Annotated in this window: 19 protein-coding genes and 1 tRNA gene; 18 read left to right on the top strand and 2 right to left on the bottom strand. The window is 63.4% G+C overall.

Annotated elements, in window-relative coordinates:
- Positions 1-654: an alpha/beta hydrolase gene (locus FIU91_RS10365; RefSeq protein ID WP_093009780.1), complete on the bottom strand. Its 654-nt coding sequence runs from the start codon at positions 652-654 to the stop codon at positions 1-3.
- A gap of 167 nt (positions 655-821) precedes the next feature.
- On the opposite strand from FIU91_RS10365, the gene FIU91_RS10360 reads away from it, so the two are divergent.
- From FIU91_RS10360 to FIU91_RS10290, 15 genes are all read left to right on the top strand, one after another.
- On the top strand, positions 822-1,286 hold the full coding sequence (locus FIU91_RS10360; protein ID WP_093009779.1) for an Rrf2 family transcriptional regulator: 465 nt from the start codon (positions 822-824) through the stop codon (positions 1,284-1,286).
- A 106-nt stretch (positions 1,287-1,392) separates the two neighbouring features.
- Positions 1,393-2,436 carry a cysteine desulfurase family protein gene (locus tag FIU91_RS10355; protein ID WP_152462390.1) on the top strand — a complete coding sequence of 348 codons (1,044 nt, stop codon included), beginning with the start codon at positions 1,393-1,395 and terminating at the stop codon, positions 2,434-2,436.
- Positions 2,437-2,483: 47 nt separating this feature from the next.
- Positions 2,484-4,028 (top strand): Fe-S cluster assembly protein SufB, encoded by a 1,545-nt coding sequence (sufB, locus tag FIU91_RS10350; RefSeq protein WP_152462389.1) that lies wholly within the window; start codon positions 2,484-2,486, stop codon positions 4,026-4,028.
- Between the two features lie 28 nt (positions 4,029-4,056).
- Positions 4,057-4,236 carry a hypothetical protein gene (locus tag FIU91_RS10345; RefSeq protein ID WP_093009776.1) on the top strand — a complete coding sequence of 60 codons (180 nt, stop codon included), beginning with the start codon at positions 4,057-4,059 and terminating at the stop codon, positions 4,234-4,236.
- Positions 4,233-4,445: a hypothetical protein gene (locus FIU91_RS10340; RefSeq protein ID WP_093009775.1), complete on the top strand. Its 213-nt coding sequence runs from the start codon at positions 4,233-4,235 to the stop codon at positions 4,443-4,445. The genes FIU91_RS10345 and FIU91_RS10340 overlap by 4 nt, the downstream gene beginning before the upstream one ends.
- Positions 4,442-4,756: a heavy metal-binding domain-containing protein gene (locus tag FIU91_RS10335; protein ID WP_093009774.1), complete on the top strand. Its 315-nt coding sequence runs from the start codon at positions 4,442-4,444 to the stop codon at positions 4,754-4,756. Before FIU91_RS10340 ends, FIU91_RS10335 begins: the two co-directional genes overlap by 4 nt.
- Positions 4,756-5,649 (top strand): FkbM family methyltransferase, encoded by an 894-nt coding sequence (locus FIU91_RS10330; RefSeq protein WP_152462388.1) that lies wholly within the window; start codon positions 4,756-4,758, stop codon positions 5,647-5,649. Before FIU91_RS10335 ends, FIU91_RS10330 begins: the two co-directional genes overlap by 1 nt.
- Entirely contained in the window at positions 5,646-6,248 is a 603-nt protein-coding gene (locus FIU91_RS10325; protein WP_152462387.1) for a hypothetical protein, read from the top strand. Before FIU91_RS10330 ends, FIU91_RS10325 begins: the two co-directional genes overlap by 4 nt.
- A gap of 33 nt (positions 6,249-6,281) precedes the next feature.
- Positions 6,282-7,037: a Fe-S cluster assembly ATPase SufC gene (sufC, locus tag FIU91_RS10320; protein WP_152462386.1), complete on the top strand. Its 756-nt coding sequence runs from the start codon at positions 6,282-6,284 to the stop codon at positions 7,035-7,037.
- Positions 7,037-8,320, top strand: coding sequence for a Fe-S cluster assembly protein SufD (sufD, locus tag FIU91_RS10315; RefSeq protein ID WP_152462385.1), 1,284 nt, complete (start codon positions 7,037-7,039; stop codon positions 8,318-8,320). Before sufC ends, sufD begins: the two co-directional genes overlap by 1 nt.
- A gap of 4 nt (positions 8,321-8,324) precedes the next feature.
- Positions 8,325-8,813 carry a YIP1 family protein gene (locus FIU91_RS10310; RefSeq protein WP_152462384.1) on the top strand — a complete coding sequence of 163 codons (489 nt, stop codon included), beginning with the start codon at positions 8,325-8,327 and terminating at the stop codon, positions 8,811-8,813.
- The gene (locus FIU91_RS10305; protein ID WP_093009768.1) at positions 8,810-9,400 is read left to right on the top strand and encodes a YIP1 family protein; all 591 of its coding nucleotides are present in this window, start codon (positions 8,810-8,812) and stop codon (positions 9,398-9,400) included. The genes FIU91_RS10310 and FIU91_RS10305 overlap by 4 nt, the downstream gene beginning before the upstream one ends.
- Complete coding sequence (locus FIU91_RS10300) at positions 9,393-10,613, top strand: cysteine desulfurase (RefSeq protein WP_093009767.1); 1,221 nt, start codon at positions 9,393-9,395, stop codon at positions 10,611-10,613. Before FIU91_RS10305 ends, FIU91_RS10300 begins: the two co-directional genes overlap by 8 nt.
- Before the next feature lie 65 nt (positions 10,614-10,678).
- Complete coding sequence (locus FIU91_RS10295; protein WP_152462383.1) at positions 10,679-11,704, top strand: methyltransferase; 1,026 nt, start codon at positions 10,679-10,681, stop codon at positions 11,702-11,704.
- Between the two features lie 66 nt (positions 11,705-11,770).
- Positions 11,771-11,847, top strand: a tRNA-Arg gene (locus FIU91_RS10290).
- A gap of 59 nt (positions 11,848-11,906) precedes the next feature.
- Here FIU91_RS10290 and ilvC read toward each other — a convergent pair.
- On the bottom strand, positions 11,907-12,929 hold the full coding sequence (gene ilvC / locus FIU91_RS10285) for a ketol-acid reductoisomerase (RefSeq protein ID WP_093009765.1): 1,023 nt from the start codon (positions 12,927-12,929) through the stop codon (positions 11,907-11,909).
- A gap of 135 nt (positions 12,930-13,064) precedes the next feature.
- On the opposite strand from ilvC, the gene FIU91_RS10280 reads away from it, so the two are divergent.
- From FIU91_RS10280 to FIU91_RS10270, 3 genes are all read left to right on the top strand, one after another.
- On the top strand, positions 13,065-13,520 hold the full coding sequence (locus FIU91_RS10280; RefSeq protein WP_093009764.1) for an Lrp/AsnC family transcriptional regulator: 456 nt from the start codon (positions 13,065-13,067) through the stop codon (positions 13,518-13,520).
- Positions 13,517-13,975, top strand: a complete 459-nt coding sequence (locus FIU91_RS10275; protein ID WP_093009763.1) for an Lrp/AsnC family transcriptional regulator — start codon at positions 13,517-13,519, stop codon at positions 13,973-13,975. Before FIU91_RS10280 ends, FIU91_RS10275 begins: the two co-directional genes overlap by 4 nt.
- Positions 13,976-14,057: 82 nt before the next feature.
- Positions 14,058-15,182 carry an aminotransferase class V-fold PLP-dependent enzyme gene (locus FIU91_RS10270; protein WP_152462382.1) on the top strand — a complete coding sequence of 375 codons (1,125 nt, stop codon included), beginning with the start codon at positions 14,058-14,060 and terminating at the stop codon, positions 15,180-15,182.
- Positions 15,183-15,191: the final 9 nt, after the last annotated feature.

Genomic DNA, 15,191 nt, shown 5'->3' with positions numbered 1-15,191 from the left:
TCAGCGCGTCGTCTCGGTGAGGCGGCGCTTCACGTAATCGGTGACGGTGCCGATCATCGTGTCCATGTGCGGCTCCTCGAAGAAGTGCCCGGCGCCCTCGATCTCTTCGTGGGTGATGGTGATGCCCTTCTGGTCCTTCAGCTTGCCCACCAGCGAACGCGTGTCCGCAGGCGGTGCCACCCGGTCGGCGGTGCCGTTGATGACGAGGCCCGAGGAAGGGCAGGGCGCGAGGAAGGAAAAGTCGTACATGTTCGCCGGCGGCGATGCCGAGATGAAGCCGGTGATTTCCGGTCGCCGCATCAGCAGCTGCATCCCGATCCACGCGCCGAACGAGAAGCCCGCGACCCAGCAATGCTTGGAATTGGAATTCAGCGATTGCAGGTAGTCGAGGGCCGAGGCCGCATCGGACAATTCGCCGACGCCCTGGTCGTATTCGCCCTGGCTCCGGCCGACGCCGCGGAAGTTGAACCGCATCACGGTGAAGCCCATGTTGTAGAAGGCATAATGCAGGTTGTAGACGACCTTGTTGTTCATGGTCCCGCCGAATTGCGGGTGCGGATGCAAGACGATCGCGATCGGCGCGTCGCGATCCTTCTGCGGATGATAGCGGCCTTCGAGGCGGCCTTCGGGTCCGGGGAAAATCACCTCGGGCATGGGGCGACAGGGCTCCTTAACGGGTGGCGGAAAATCTTGACGACTTTCCTCAAGCAATTTAGAACTATTCTAATCAGCGAGAACGGTCCTATCGGGCTTGGTCGCAAATATGCAAAGCCTGAGACGAGGTCAATCGCCACAGGCTCGGATGACGCCGGGAGGACGCGATGAAACTCAGCACGAAAGGCCGCTACGCCATGGTTGCGCTTGTGGATCTCGCGATGCAGCCCGACGGCGACCTGGTCACCTTGGCCGGGATCTCCAAGCGGCAGGATATATCCTTGGCGTATCTCGAGCAGCTTTTCGTGAAGCTGCGGCGGGCGGATCTCGTGGCGTCCGTGCGGGGGCCGGGCGGCGGATACAAGCTGGCGCGGCCGGCCACGGAAATTCGCGTGGTCGATGTGCTCTCAGCCGTCGATGAGACCGTGTCGGCCATGCATACCGGAGCCGGGGCCTCGGGCGGATTGTCCGGATCCAAGGCGCAATCGATGACCAACCGGCTCTGGCAGGGCCTCTCGGCGCATGTCTATGTCTTCCTGCACCAGACGCGGCTGTCGGATGTGGCCGGCAACGGGCTTGTCCCGTGCCCGGCCGTCCCGTCGCTCTTCGACGTGGTCGACGACGCGTCATGAGGCCAGGAATGCACTCCACGCGGCGCGCAAGCGGATGCCGGCCGGGGGCGCTGCCCCCGGACCCCCGCGGTATTTTCGCCAACCCAAAAAGCGGGCGCGGGCGCGCATGAGACGGGTATATCTCGATCATAACGCGACGGCGCCGCTGAGGGCCGAGGCGCGCGAGGCCATGATCGCCGCGATGGATGTCGCGGGCAATCCGTCCTCGGTGCATGGCGAGGGGCGCACGGCCAAGGGGCTCGTCGAGAAGGCGCGGCGGCAAGTGGCCACCGCCCTTGGCGCCAATGGCGCGGACGTGGTTTTCGTCTCCGGCGCGACCGAGGCGGCAGCTTTGGCGCTTGCGGGGCGGGGCCTGCGCGGCGGCGACATAGAGCATGACGCGGTTGCGGCCTGGATCGATGCGGATCTGCCGGTGGACCGCGATGGCAAGGTCGCGGTGGATGTGCCGGGCGAGAGCGTCCTGCAGGCGGCCAATAGCGAGACGGGGATCGTGCAGGATCTGCCGCAAGGCCTTGCACTGACCGATGCGACGCAGGTGTTCGGCAAGCTGCCCTTCGCCTTCAACTGGAGCGGTGCGGAGATGGCGATCGTCTCGGCGCACAAGCTTGGCGGGCCCAAGGGGGTCGGCGCGCTGGTGATGCGGCGCGGCACGGACCTTGCCGCGCAGATCCGCGGCGGCGGGCAGGAAATGGGCCGCCGCTCGGGCACGGAGAACGTGATCGGCATCGCGGGCTTCGGCGCCGCGGCAGAGGCTGCGATGCGCGATCTCGATGCCGGGCTCTGGAACGGGGTGGAAAAACTTAGAAACGTTCTAGAGAATGCCGTTGCACAGGCCGCGCCAGAGACTAAATTCATGGGCAAGGCCGTGCGGCGGCTGCCGAACACGTCGTGTTTCGCTGTGCCGGGCTGGAAAGGCGAGACGCAGGTCATGCAGATGGACCTTGCCGGTTTTGCGATCAGCGCAGGCTCGGCCTGTTCATCGGGCAAGGTCCGCGAGAGCCGCGTCTTGCGCGCCATGGGCGAGACGGGCGAGGTGGCCTCGGGCGCGATCCGGGTGAGCCTTGGTCTCGAGACGACGGAAGACGATGTGATGCGCTTTGCCGAAACGTGGCTGCGCCATCTTGAACGACACCGCGCGAAGGCCGCCTGAGGCTGAACCCGCGCGAGGATGCAGACAGGACAAGGAAAGGTCGGACAATGACAGCTCTCGACACTCCCGAAGTGAAGGACGGCGTCGACCAGGAAACGGTGGACAAGGTCCGCAATCTCGGTGGCACCTACAAGTACGGCTGGGAAACCGACATCGAGATGGAATACGCGCCGAAGGGCCTGACGCCCGATATCGTGCGTCTCATCTCCGAGAAGAACGAAGAGCCCGAATGGATGACCGAGTGGCGGATGAAGGCGTATGATCGCTGGGTTGGCCTCGAGGAGCCGAACTGGGCGATGGTCGAGTATCCCAATATCGACTTCCAGCAGCAGTATTACTACGCCCGACCCAAGAGCATGGCCGAGAAGCCGAAATCGCTCGACGAGGTCGATCCCAAGCTCCTTGAGACCTATGAGAAGCTGGGTATTCCGCTGAAAGAGCAGATGATCCTCGCCGGTGTCGAAGGCGCGGACGAAGCGCCTGCAGAGGGCCGCGTCGGCGGCGGGGAAGAACGGCGCGTCGCGGTCGACGCGGTGTTCGATTCCGTCTCGGTCGGCACCACATTCCAGGCGGAGCTGAAGAAGGCCGGCGTTATCTTCTGTTCCATCTCCGAGGCGATCCGCGAGCATCCCGAGCTTGTGCAGAAATATCTGGGTTCGGTCGTGCCGATCTCCGATAATTTCTATTCGACGTTGAACTCGGCGGTCTTCTCGGACGGCTCGTTTGTCTACGTGCCGCCGGGCGTGCGCTGCCCGATGGAACTCTCGACCTATTTCCGCATCAACGCCGAGAATACCGGCCAGTTCGAGCGGACGCTGATCATCGCCGACAAGGGCTCTTATGTAAGCTACCTCGAAGGCTGCACCGCGCCCCAGCGCGACCAGGCGCAGCTCCACGCGGCTGTCGTGGAAATCATCGCCGAGGAAGATGCCGAGGTGAAGTATTCCACCGTCCAGAACTGGTTCCCGGGCGACGAGAACGGCAAGGGCGGCATCTACAACTTCGTCACCAAGCGCGCCGATTGCCGGGGCGACCGCTCCAAGGTGATGTGGACGCAGGTCGAGACTGGCTCTGCGGTGACGTGGAAGTATCCGTCCTGCATCCTGCGCGGCAATGAAAGCCAGGGCGAGTTCTACTCGATCGCGATCACCAATAATCACCAGCAGGCCGATACCGGCACGAAGATGGTGCATCTGGGCAAGAACACCCGGAGCCGAATCGTCTCCAAGGGGATCTCGGCCGGGCAGGCGCAGAACACCTATCGCGGCCTCGTCTCGATGCATCCCAAGGCGACCAACTCGCGCAACTACACCCAGTGCGACAGCCTTCTGATCGGCGACAAGTGCGGCGCTCACACGGTTCCGTATATCGAGGTGAAGAACAATTCGAGCCGGGTGGAGCACGAGGCGACGACGTCCAAGGTCGATGACGACCAGATGTTCTATTGCCGCCAGCGCGGCATGGACGAGGAAGAGGCGGTCGCGCTCATCGTGAACGGGTTTGCCAAGGAAGTGCTGCAGGCGCTGCCGATGGAATTCGCGATGGAAGCGCAACAGCTCGTGGCGATCTCGCTCGAAGGCTCGGTAGGCTAACGGGCGACTAAGACGGAGCGCGCGCGTCATGATCAAGCTGGCCCTATTCCCGGCGGTTCTGACGGGCGCGTTCCGTGGTCTCTTCTCCGTTGTGGTCAGTGCTGTCGCGCGCGCTCGGGACATGATCGTCTTTCCAGGCGTCTCTTTCGCCTCGGGAGTTTCGGGAAACCTTTTCGCGCAGGCAGTGACGGGCAGGGGCCGGCGATGAGCGCAGAGCTTTTGGCATTTCTATTGGTGAAAAGCGCAGGGGCCGGCATCGGTGTCGCGATCGGGGCCTTCATCGGTCTCGTGGTGCGGGCGCGGAACGGCAACACCCAAGGGCTGATCCGCGGGTCGGTGACGCTGACCTCGATGATCGTCGGCGGCGTCGCGCTCTTGGCCATGATGGTCTTCAACTATGTGAGGCTTGTCGCATGATCGTCTCGACCACGAACACGCTCGAGGGCCACCGGATCACCGAATACCGGGGCATCGTCGTCGGCGAGGCGATCATGGGTGCGAATGTCTTTCGGGACTTCTTTGCCCAGATCACCGACATCGTCGGTGGCCGCTCGGGGGCTTACGAGACCAAGCTCGCAGATGCGCGGGAGACCGCGATGCGCGAGCTCGAGGCGCGGGCGCGACAGCTCGGCGGCAACGCGGTGGTCGGTGTGGATATCGACTACGAAGTCGTGGGCGAGTCGATGTTGATGGTGTCGGTGTCTGGAACAGCGGTGGTGATCGAGTGATGGCGAAGGACGAACAGGGCGCTGACCTCGACCCCGCGCTGCTTCGGCTGCGCGAGCTTCTGGAGCCTGCGCGCCTCACGGAAATCGTGGATGTCGGCGCGAATCCAACCGAGGCGCCGGTGTATCAGCCGCTGCTGGACGCGAAGGTTGCTCGGGTCACCGGGTTCGAGCCGCAGCCTTCAGCCTTCGAAGCGCTTTCGAATCGCGATGCCGCGCACGAGCGCTATTTGCCCTATGGTGTCGGCGATGGGACGACTGGAACGCTGAACATCTGCTTCTCCGGTGGCTTCACGTCACTTTACAAACCGGATCCGGTGGCGCGGAGCTACCTTTTCAAACCGCGCTGGCAGCGAATGACAAAGATCGTCGACGAGATCCCACTCGACACCAAGCGTCTCGACGACATGACGGAAATCGAAGCACTCGATTTGCTCAAGATCGATATCCAGGGCGGCGAGCTTGCCGTTTTTCAGAACGGGCGGAACAAGCTCTCCGAGGCGCTGGTGGTGATCTCGGAAGTCGCCTTCATGCCGATCTACGAAGACCAGCCTCTCGCCGAGGATCAGATCCGCGAGCTCAGGGATCAAGGGTTCTTGCTGCACAGCTTCCAAACGCTTGTCGGAGCCACGCTTCGGGAGGCTGGCGAGCTGCCGCTGAATCGACGGGTGATGACGCAGCAACTCATCGATGGCGATGCCGTCTTCCTGCGCGATCCACGGCGGATGGACGGCTTCTCCGACGAAGCACTTAAGCATTACGCGCTGATTGCGTCCGGAGCGCTTCGCCTGCCGGATCTGGTCGCGCGCTGCCTGAAGGAACTGATCCGCCGCGACGTGCTGCCGGAAAGCGCGTTCGCCGCCTATTGCGAGACGCTAGGAGCGCGCGCCACGTGAGGGATGGCACCGTCATATCGCGTCCGGAGCTGACGCTCCCCGAAGCCGAGGCGGCGCTGGTGCGTGCGGAATACGCGCGCGCGTCCGTGATCCTCGAATATGGCTCGGGCGGTTCGACCGTGATGGCGTCCGAGATGCCGGGCAAGCAGGTCTTCTCGGTCGAATCCGACAAGGACTGGGCGGAGATGATGCGGGGATGGCTCGCGGCAAATCCGCCCGCGAAATCCACCGAGGTCGACGTGATCTGGTCCGATATCGGCCCGACGAAAGAGTGGGGCCATCCGACAGATGACAGTGAATGGAAACGCTATCCCCGCTACCCGCTCGAGGTCTGGGGCCTCAGCGAGTTTCGCCAGCCCGACGTGGTGCTGGTCGATGGTCGCTTCCGCCAAGGCTGCGCGCTTGCGGCGAAATACCTCTCCAAGGGGCCTGTCACACTGCTCTTTGATGATTACGTGCAGCGTGAGCATTACCACAAGGTCGAGGACTACCTCGGCCGTCCCGAAATCACCGGGCGCATGGCCCGGTTCGACATCACGCCGGAGCCGATCCCGCCGGATCGCCTGCTTCGGATCATGCAATTCATGATGCGTCCCTGAACGCATCGAGACGAGACAGGAAAGGATGACAACATGCTGAAAATCGAAAACCTTCAGGTGAAGCTCGAGGAAGAGGACAAGCAGATCCTCAAGGGTGTCGACCTCGAGGTCGAGGCCGGCAAGGTGCATGCGATCATGGGGCCGAACGGGTCGGGCAAATCGACCCTGTCCTACGTGCTGTCGGGCCGCGACGGCTACGAGGTTACCGGTGGCTCGGCGCATCTTCTGGGGGAGGACATCCTCGATATGGAGCCCGAAGAGCGTGCCGCGGCCGGCATGTTCCTGGCGTTCCAGTACCCGGTCGAGATCCCGGGCGTCGGCAACATGACCTTCCTTCGTACCGCCGTGAACGCGCAGCGCGTCGCACGCGGGGAGGAGGAGATGTCTTCTACCGATTTCCTGAAAGAGATCCGCGCCAAGGCGAAGGAACTCGACATCGACGCCGAGATGCTGAAGCGTCCGGTCAATGTCGGTTTCTCGGGCGGTGAGAAGAAGCGCAACGAGATCCTGCAGATGGCGATGCTCGAGCCTAAGCTCTGCATCCTCGACGAGACGGATTCCGGCCTCGACGTGGACGCGATGAAGCTCGTGGCGGACGGCGTGAACAAGCTGCGCGCGCCCGATCGCGGCTTCCTCGTCATCACGCACTATCAGCGTCTTCTGAACCACATCCAGCCCGATGTCGTGCACATCATGTCCGACGGCCGGATCGTGAAGACCGGCGGCCCCGAGCTGGCGCTCGAGGTCGAAGAGAACGGCTACGGCGACATTCTGGCGGAGAACGCGTAATGGCTGCACCGCAGATCAAGTTTGACGCAACCGAAGAGCGGCTGGCGACGCTCAGCCTGCCCGAGGGCGGCTGGTCCGCCTCCGCGCGCCGCGACGCGCTTGCGCGGGTCCGGGCGATGGGCCTGCCGCATGCACGCGACGAGTACTGGAAATACACGCGGCCTGAGAGCCTGGTTCAGCCCGAGCCACCCAAAGCGGCGCTGTTCGATGCGGGTGAGACGCCGATTTTCGAAGATGTCGACCGCTTGAAGGTCGTCTTCGTCGACGGTGTCTTCGATGCAGACGCCTCGGACGATCTTGCCCTCGAAGGGATCGAGATCGAACGGCTGTCCGAAAGCAGTGCCGACATCCATTGGGCCAAGGACATCTACGGCCAGCTTGAGATTGCAGGGCAGACCCCCGTGGAGCGGCCTCTCGCGGCGCTCAACACGGCGTTCGCGACCGACGGTGTCCTGATCCGTGTCACCGGCAAGGCCTCGAAGCCTGTGAGCCTGATTTATCATCATAAATCAGAGGCATCCGATGTGATGCTCCATCACTGCGTCAAGGTGGAGAAGGGCGCGGAGCTGACCGTGCTCGAAAACGGGCCGGCGGCTGCGCGGTTCAATAAGGTTATGGAGGTGGATGTCGCCGATGGTGCGACCTTCCATCATATCCGTATGCAAGGGCGCGATCACGAACGTCGCGCGGCGACGCATATCTTTGCGCGGCTTGGCGAGGAATCGGTCTTCAAGTCCTTCACCCTGACCGCGAACGGGATGCTGACCCGCAACGAGGTCATCGTGGAGCTGACCGGCGACAACGCCGTCGCGCATGTGGCCGGGGCCTGTATGGGCGACGGCGATTTCCACCACGACGATACGGTGTTCGTGACGCATGACGCGGTGAATTGCGAAAGCAGGCAAGTCTTCAAGAAGGTTCTGCGGAACGGTGCGCGCGGTGTCTTCCAGGGTAAGATCCTGGTGAAGAAAGGCGCGCAGAAGACCGACGGCTACCAGATCAGCCAGTCGCTCCTTCTGGACGGCAGCAGCGAGTTCGACGCCAAACCGGAGCTTGAGATCTACGCCGATGACGTGGCCTGTTCGCACGGCTCCACCTCGGGCGCGATCGACGAGGAGGCGCTCTTTTACCTGCGTTCGCGCGGGGTGCCGCAGGGCCATGCCGAAGACCTTCTGACGCTCGCCTTCCTTGCCGAGGCAGTGCTCGAAGTCGAAGATCAGGCGCTTCAAGACGAGATCAACAGCCGGATCGAAGCCTGGCTGATGAGACGCCGGACCGCCTGAACTCGTGGCGGTTTCGACGGACATCCTGGCGAGCTATCGCGGACCGGGGGCGGTGATCCGCCGCCTCCTGTCTGCGGGCCGCCGTGAAGATCGCGCGTTGGCGATGCTGATGGGCGCGTGCGTGTTGTTTTTCGTCTCGCGTCTGCCGGCCCTCGCACGGCAGTCGCACCTGCAGGACGAACCGCTCGACCAGTTGATGGCCGGTGCGCTGTTCGGCTGGATTTTCGTCGCGCCGCTGTTTTTTTACGCGCTTGCCGGTCTCAGCCACATCGTTCTGAAGGCGCTCGGCGGAAAAGGGGACTGGTACGGCGCGCGGCTTGCGCTCTTCTGGGCGCTGCTCGCTTCCAGCCCTCTCTTGCTGCTGAACGGGCTTGTCGCGGGCTTCATTGGGGCGGGGATCGAGTTGACGATCGTCGGCGCGGCCTGGTTCGCGGCTTTTACCTGGTTCTGGATCTCCGGCCTCAAGGTCGCCGAATACGAGGCCGTTCGATGACCCCAGCCGCTTTCCTGAGCCTCGCCTGGCAGAGCGTGACGGCCCCCAGGGAGGTCGCTCGCCTTCTTTTGTCCTTGGGGCTCGGGCGCGAGGCGCTGCTCCTCTCGGCGGCACTTGTGCTTGTGTTGAACACCGCGTTCGTGCGCGCCTCGGCCATTCTCACGCCGCCGGATCCGAGCATCGCGCCATTCGTCGAGCAGCCGGTCCTCTTCTTCGCCGGTCTTGCCGGAACGCTGGTCCTTGCGGCCTTCGTTCTGACCTGGTCGGGACGTGCGGTCGGCGGAACGGGCCGGCTCGAGGATATCGCGCTCACGCTGATCTGGCTGCAGGCCCTGCGGGCGCTGGTGCAGGCCGCGATGCTGCTGATCACGCCGATCGCACCGGCATTGGCCTTGCTATTGTCATTCGGAGCCTCGCTTGTCGGGCTCTGGATCCTCATTAACTTCCTCGCGGAAGCCCATGATTTTCCATCTCTCGGCAAGGCGGCCTTCGTGCTGCTTCTGGCTTTGGCAGGGATGGCGGTGGGGCTTTCCTTCTTTCTCACGCTCATCGGAGCGACAGCATCCGGGATGAACGCGAATGTATGACGTCACAGAAGTCCGGAAGGACTTTCCAATTCTCAGTCGTGAAGTGAACGGCAAGCCGCTGGTCTATCTCGATAACGGCGCCTCGGCGCAAAAGCCGCAGGCCGTGATCGACGCGGTCACGCGTGGCTACGCCGAGGAATATGCCAACGTTCACCGTGGCTTGCACTACTTGTCTAATCTCGCGACCGAGAAGTACGAAGGCGTGCGTGGGATTATCGCGCGGTTTCTCGGCGTCGCCGACGAGGAACAGATCGTGCTGAATTCCGGCACGACCGAGGGCATCAACACCGTCGCCTATGGCTGGGCCATGCCGCGTATGGAGGCTGGCGACGAGATCGTGCTGTCGGTGATGGAGCATCACGCCAATATCGTCCCTTGGCATTTCCTGCGCGAGCGGCAGGGTGTGCAACTGAAATGGGTGGATATCGACAGTCGCGGCGCACTCGATCCGCAAGCGGTCATCGACGCCATCGGACCGAAGACCAAGCTTGTCGCAATCACGCATCTTTCCAATGTTTTGGGAACTGTCGTTGACGTAAAGACGATCATCGACGCGGCACATGAAAAAGGGGTGGCCGTCCTCGTTGACGGCTCGCAATCGGCGGTGCACATGCCGGTCAACCTCGACGCGCTTGGCGCGGATTTCTACGCCATCACCGGGCACAAGCTTTACGGCCCGAGCGGCTCTGGCGCGATCTTCATCAAGAAGGATCGGTTGGCCGAGATGCGACCGTTCATCGGCGGCGGCGACATGATCCGCGAGGTTCACAAGGACGAGGTGACCTATGCCGACCCGCCGATGAAGTTCGAGGCGGGCACGCCGGGCATCGTGCAGACGATCGGGCTCGGCGTCGCGCTCGAATACCTCATGGATCTCGGCATGGAGAATGTCGCGGCGCACGAGGCGCGGCTGCGCGACTACGCCCGCGAGCGGCTCGACGGGCTCAATTGGCTGAGCGTGCAGGGCACGACCGAGGACAAGGCCGCGATCTTCTCGTTCACGATGAACTCCGCGGCGCATGCCCATGATATTTCTACCATTCTTGACAAGAAGGGTGTCGCGGTCCGGGCCGGTCACCATTGCGCGGGCCCGCTCATGGATTTCCTGGGCGTCACCGGCACCTGTCGCGCCTCTTTCGGGCTCTACAACACCGAGGCCGAAGTCGATACGCTGATCGATGCGCTCGAGCTCGCCCACGACCTTTTCGGCTAGCCGGTTGCGCCTCGGGGGGGAGGCCGTAGGATGGGTGCCACTCCGCAACCAACCGAGGACACCTCATGCCGACACCCGAGCCGTTGAAAGATGCCGACCAGATCTCAGACATCGCGTTCGGCTTCATGGGCTCGAAAGCGCTGTTCGTGGCGCTTGATTTGGGGGTGTTCTCGACCCTTCAAGGTGGCGCGAAGACCGCTGAGGAGATCGGGCAGGCGGCAGGTGTCCATGGCGACCGTGCAGCGACCCTGCTGACGGCGCTTGCGGGACTTGGCCTCGTGACGGTCGAGGAGGGGCGTTTTTCGAATTCGCCCGCGGCGGAAGCTTTCCTCGTGAAAGGCGCAAAGTACGATTTCGGTGATTACCTGCGGCTGCAGGTCGGCAAGCAGATGTACCGCTTGCTCGACCAGCTCGGCCCCGCACTGACGGGCGAATTGCCGCCTGGCGCCACCGACAGTTACGAGACTTGGTTCAGCGATGCTGAGGAGGCGCGGCTTTATTCCGAAAGCCAGCATGCCGGATCGTCCGGACCGGCGCGGCAATTGGCCAAGAAGGTCGACCTCGCCGATGCGCGGCACGTGCTGGATGTCGGCGGCGGCACCGGCGCTTTCGCCATTGGGCTTTGCAAAGCCTATCCCGAGCTTAAGGTCACGATCCTCGATTTCCCGAACGTCGCAACGCTTGGGCGGTCTTACGTGGAGGAGGCGGGACTCTCGGACCGCATCACTTATGCCGAGGGCAATGCCATCGAGGCGGACTGGCCGGACGGCGTCGATGCTGTGCTGATGTCTTATCTCTTCTCAGGCGTGCCGGGTGACGCGCAGCCGGGACTTCTGGAAAAAGCGATGCATGTGCTGCGCCCCGGCGGCTGCGTCATGATCCACGACTTCATCGTGAGCGACAGCCGCGATGGCCCGCGCCTCGCGGCGCTCTGGCAATTGCAGCACACGGCCTTCACGCCCGAGGCACGGTCCAACGATACGACGAGCCTCGCGGCGCTTTTGGCAGAAGCCGGGTTCGCCGATACCGAGATCGACACGATGATCCCCGAGATGACGATGCTCGCGACTGCGCGGAAACCGGAGCGATAGGATTTTGCCGGGAGGCTTTCGAGCCTGCTTGCGTCCGAGAGGCGGAGCGGTTAGCAACGCGATCAGGCACCCGTAGCTCAGCTGGATAGAGCGCTGCCCTCCGAAGGCAGAGGCCAAAGGTTCGAATCCTTTCGGGTGCGCCACTCTCCAAAACATGGCGCCCATGGGGCGGGACGGCGCGAACGCCGCCCCGGATCTTCGATCAGTTCTTGGCGCGGTCGACCATCTTGCCGGCCGAGATCCACGGCATCATGCCTCGCAGCTTCTCGCCGACTTCCTCGATCTGGTGCGCGTCGTTGAGGCGGCGCGTGCCCTTGAAGAACGGCTGACCGACCTGGTTCTCGGACATGAAGTCGCGCACGAAGGCACCCGACTGGATGTCGTTCAGAACCGCCTTCATTCGCGCCTTGGTCTCGTCGTAGGGCAGGATGCGGGGGCCGGAGACGTACTCGCCGTATTCGGCGGTGTTCGAGATCGAGTAGTTCATGTTGGCGATGCCGCCTTCGTAGATCAGGTCCACGATCAGCTTCACCTCGTGCAGGCACTCGAAATAGGCCATCTCGGGCGCGTATCCCGCTTCGACCAGCGTCTCGAAGCCCATGCGGATCAGTTCGACGAGGCCGCCACAGAGAACCGCCTGCTCACCGAAGAGGTCGGTTTCGCATTCTTCGCGGAAGTTCGTCTCGATGATGCCCGAGCGGCCGCCGCCGATCGCCGCGCAGTAGGAAAGGCCCAGCTCAAGGGCCTTGCCGGTCGCGTCGTTGTCGACCGCGACGAGGCAGGGCACGCCGCCGCCCTTGGTGTATTCGCCGCGCACCGTGTGGCCGGGGCCCTTGGGGGCCATCATGATGACGTCGACACCGGGCTTCGGCTCGATCAGGCCGAAATGCACGTTGAGGCCGTGGGCGAAGGCGATGGCCGCGCCTTCCTTGAGGTTGTCATGCACGTATTTCTTGTAGGTCTCTGCCTGCAGCTCGTCGGGCATGGTGAACATGATCAGGTCGCACCACGCGGCGGCCTCGGCGATCTCCATGACCTTCAGGCCTTCGCCTTCGGCTTTTTTCGCCGATGCGGAGCCCTCGCGCAGCGCAACGACCACGTTCTTGGCACCGGAGTCGCGCAGGTTGAGCGCATGGGCATGGCCCTGGCTGCCATAGCCCAGGATGGCCACCTTCTTGTCCTTGATAAGATTGATGTCGCAATCGCGGTCATAATACACGCGCATGGATGCCTCCTTCGGCTGGTTCTTGTTCCGACGGGCAAGATAGGCGCGACAGGGATGAATGTTGTTGCGATATTCGGGCGTTCTGTGCAAAGAGCGAAATTCTAATTCGACTATATGCGATTTGTCGGAGAATTCATGCTCGACGATACGGACCGACGCATCCTTCGCCAGTTTCAGGCCGCACCCGATCTTTCGGGTCAGGAACTGGCCGAGCGAGCAGGCGTCACCGCGACGACGTTGACGCGGCGGCTCGGGAAGATGCGAAGCGCGGGCATCCTGCGCGGTGCCCGCGCCATTATCGATTGGGCAGCGCTCGGCTATGCGGTCGAGGTCTCCCTGCGCGTGACGCTCGACAAGTCGCAAAGCAACGCATTTGAAGAATTCGCGGCAGAGGCGCGGCGCGTGCCCGAAGTGATCGAGATCCAGACCTTCCTTGGTCAGGTCGATGTGCGGCTTTCCGTCATCGCGCGCGATCTGGCGCATTATCAGACCCTCTACCGGGAAAAGCTGCTGGCTCTGCCGCATATTACCGATCTCGAGGCGCTCATGCATATCGCCCGGGTCAAACATGACGAGACTCTACCGCTATGATCGAGACCGACGAGACCGATCGCGCGATCCTGAGGGCGCTCGTGGACAATGCGGATGCCTCGGCAGGCGAGATCGGCCGCGCGCTCGGGCTCTCGCAGCCGGCCGCGTGGCGGCGGATCAGGCGGCTTCGCGAGGCGGGCGTCATTCGCGGCACGCGGCTCGATCTCGACGCGGAAAAGCTCGGCTTCGGCGTGACCGTCTTTCTTGGCGTGAAGCTCGGCACCAAGGGGCAGGCGAGCCTTGGAGATTTCGAGCGGGCCGTTTCGGCGATACCCGAGGTGCAGACGGTCGAGCATATTCTCGGGATGTACGATTACCGCCTGCGAGTCGTGGCGCGCGATCTGCCCGATTTCGAGCGCGTGCTTCGGCGGAGGATCATGACGCTACCGGGCGTGGCGAGCCTCGATGCCAATGTGCTTCTGTCCGAGGAGCGGCGGCCGGGCCCGATCGGGTGAGCCCCGGTATGCCGAGATAGGCTTTGCCAGCCGCGCCGGGACGGCGTAGCACATCGACAGGTGACGGGAAGGAGACCGCAGAATGGCACTCAATCAGGATATCGACGCCGGCGGGCTCGAGGAATTCTCGGTCGTCTTCACCGACCGCTCGCTCAATCACATGAGCCAGAACTTCCAAGACGTGATGCGGGACATCTCGGAGATGCTGTGCGAGGTCTACAAGGCCCATGCGGTCGCCATCGTTCCCGGCGGCGGCACCTTCGCGATGGAGGCGGTCGCGCGGCAATTCGGTCAGGAGGCCGAGGCAGTGATTGTCCGCAACGGCTGGTTCTCCTATCGCTGGAGTCAGATCTTCGAAGCGGGCGGCTTCGGCGGAGAGGCTCATGTCGTGAAAGCGCGCCGCAATGGCAACGAGATCGACGCGCCCTTCGCACCTGCGCCGATCGAGGAGGTTCAGGCCAAGATCCGTGAGACACGGCCCGACATCGTCTTCGCCCCGCATGTGGAGACCTCGGCGGGACTCATCCTTCCCGATGACTACCTCGAGGGGCTGAGCGAGGCTGCCCACGAGGTCGGCGCGCTCATGGTCCTCGATTGTATCGCGTCGGGCTGCGCCTGGGTCGATATGGAGGCGACTGGCGTCGACGTGCTGATCTCCGCTCCGCAGAAGGGCTGGTCTGCGACCCCTTCAGCGGGGCTCGTGATGCTGTCCGAGCGCGCGGCGCAGCGGATGGAAGAGACGACGTCGGACAGTTTTGCCGCCGATCTCAAGAAATGGCGCGCGATCATGGCGGCCTACGAGAATGGCGGTCATGCCTATCACGCGACGATGCCGACGGACGCGCTGCGCGCGTTCCGCGATGCGATGCGCGAGACGCAGAGCGAGGGGTTCGACGCGATGCGCGCGGCGCAGTTCGAGCTGGGCGCGCGGGTGCGGGAGAGCCTCGCCGCGCGAGGCATCCGGTCCGTCGCCGCGGAAGGCTATGGCGCGCCGGGCGTCGTCGTGAGTTACACGAGCGATCCCGAGGTCCAGTCCGGCCGGGCTTTCGCGAAAAACGGCGTGCAGATCGCGGCAGGCGTGCCTCTGGCCTGCGACGAGCCCGAGGGGTTTTCGACCTTTCGGCTGGGTCTTTTCGGGCTCGACAAGCTCAAGGACGTGGACGCAACCGTTGCCCGTCTCGACGCGGCGCTCGACCGGGCTTTGTGACGTGCGGGT

This window comes from Roseivivax sp. THAF30, from assembly GCF_009363575.1.
Taxonomy (GTDB): domain Bacteria; phylum Pseudomonadota; class Alphaproteobacteria; order Rhodobacterales; family Rhodobacteraceae; genus Roseivivax; species Roseivivax halotolerans.
This window is presented reverse-complemented; position numbering and strand designations above follow the sequence as displayed.

Bases quoted from the DNA above. Each gene is read 5' to 3' on its own strand.
- FIU91_RS10270 (WP_152462382.1), top strand. From the start codon at position 14,058: ATGGCACTCAATCAGGATATCGACGCCGGCGGGCTCGAGGAATTCTCG.
- sufC (WP_152462386.1), top strand. From the start codon at position 6,282: ATGCTGAAAATCGAAAACCTTCAGGTGAAGCTCGAGGAAGAGGACAAG.
- FIU91_RS10275 (WP_093009763.1), top strand. From the start codon at position 13,517: ATGATCGAGACCGACGAGACCGATCGCGCGATCCTGAGGGCGCTCGTG.
- FIU91_RS10340 (WP_093009775.1), top strand. From the start codon at position 4,233: ATGAGCGCAGAGCTTTTGGCATTTCTATTGGTGAAAAGCGCAGGGGCC.
- FIU91_RS10345 (WP_093009776.1), top strand. From the start codon at position 4,057: ATGATCAAGCTGGCCCTATTCCCGGCGGTTCTGACGGGCGCGTTCCGT.
- FIU91_RS10300 (WP_093009767.1), top strand. From the start codon at position 9,393: ATGTATGACGTCACAGAAGTCCGGAAGGACTTTCCAATTCTCAGTCGT.
- FIU91_RS10335 (WP_093009774.1), top strand. From the start codon at position 4,442: ATGATCGTCTCGACCACGAACACGCTCGAGGGCCACCGGATCACCGAA.
- FIU91_RS10280 (WP_093009764.1), top strand. From the start codon at position 13,065: ATGCTCGACGATACGGACCGACGCATCCTTCGCCAGTTTCAGGCCGCA.
- FIU91_RS10330 (WP_152462388.1), top strand. From the start codon at position 4,756: ATGGCGAAGGACGAACAGGGCGCTGACCTCGACCCCGCGCTGCTTCGG.
- FIU91_RS10305 (WP_093009768.1), top strand. From the start codon at position 8,810: ATGACCCCAGCCGCTTTCCTGAGCCTCGCCTGGCAGAGCGTGACGGCC.
- FIU91_RS10355 (WP_152462390.1), top strand. From the start codon at position 1,393: ATGAGACGGGTATATCTCGATCATAACGCGACGGCGCCGCTGAGGGCC.
- ilvC (WP_093009765.1), bottom strand. From the start codon at position 12,929: ATGCGCGTGTATTATGACCGCGATTGCGACATCAATCTTATCAAGGAC.
- sufB (WP_152462389.1), top strand. From the start codon at position 2,484: ATGACAGCTCTCGACACTCCCGAAGTGAAGGACGGCGTCGACCAGGAA.
- sufD (WP_152462385.1), top strand. From the start codon at position 7,037: ATGGCTGCACCGCAGATCAAGTTTGACGCAACCGAAGAGCGGCTGGCG.
- FIU91_RS10295 (WP_152462383.1), top strand. From the start codon at position 10,679: ATGCCGACACCCGAGCCGTTGAAAGATGCCGACCAGATCTCAGACATC.
- FIU91_RS10360 (WP_093009779.1), top strand. From the start codon at position 822: ATGAAACTCAGCACGAAAGGCCGCTACGCCATGGTTGCGCTTGTGGAT.
- FIU91_RS10365 (WP_093009780.1), bottom strand. From the start codon at position 654: ATGCCCGAGGTGATTTTCCCCGGACCCGAAGGCCGCCTCGAAGGCCGC.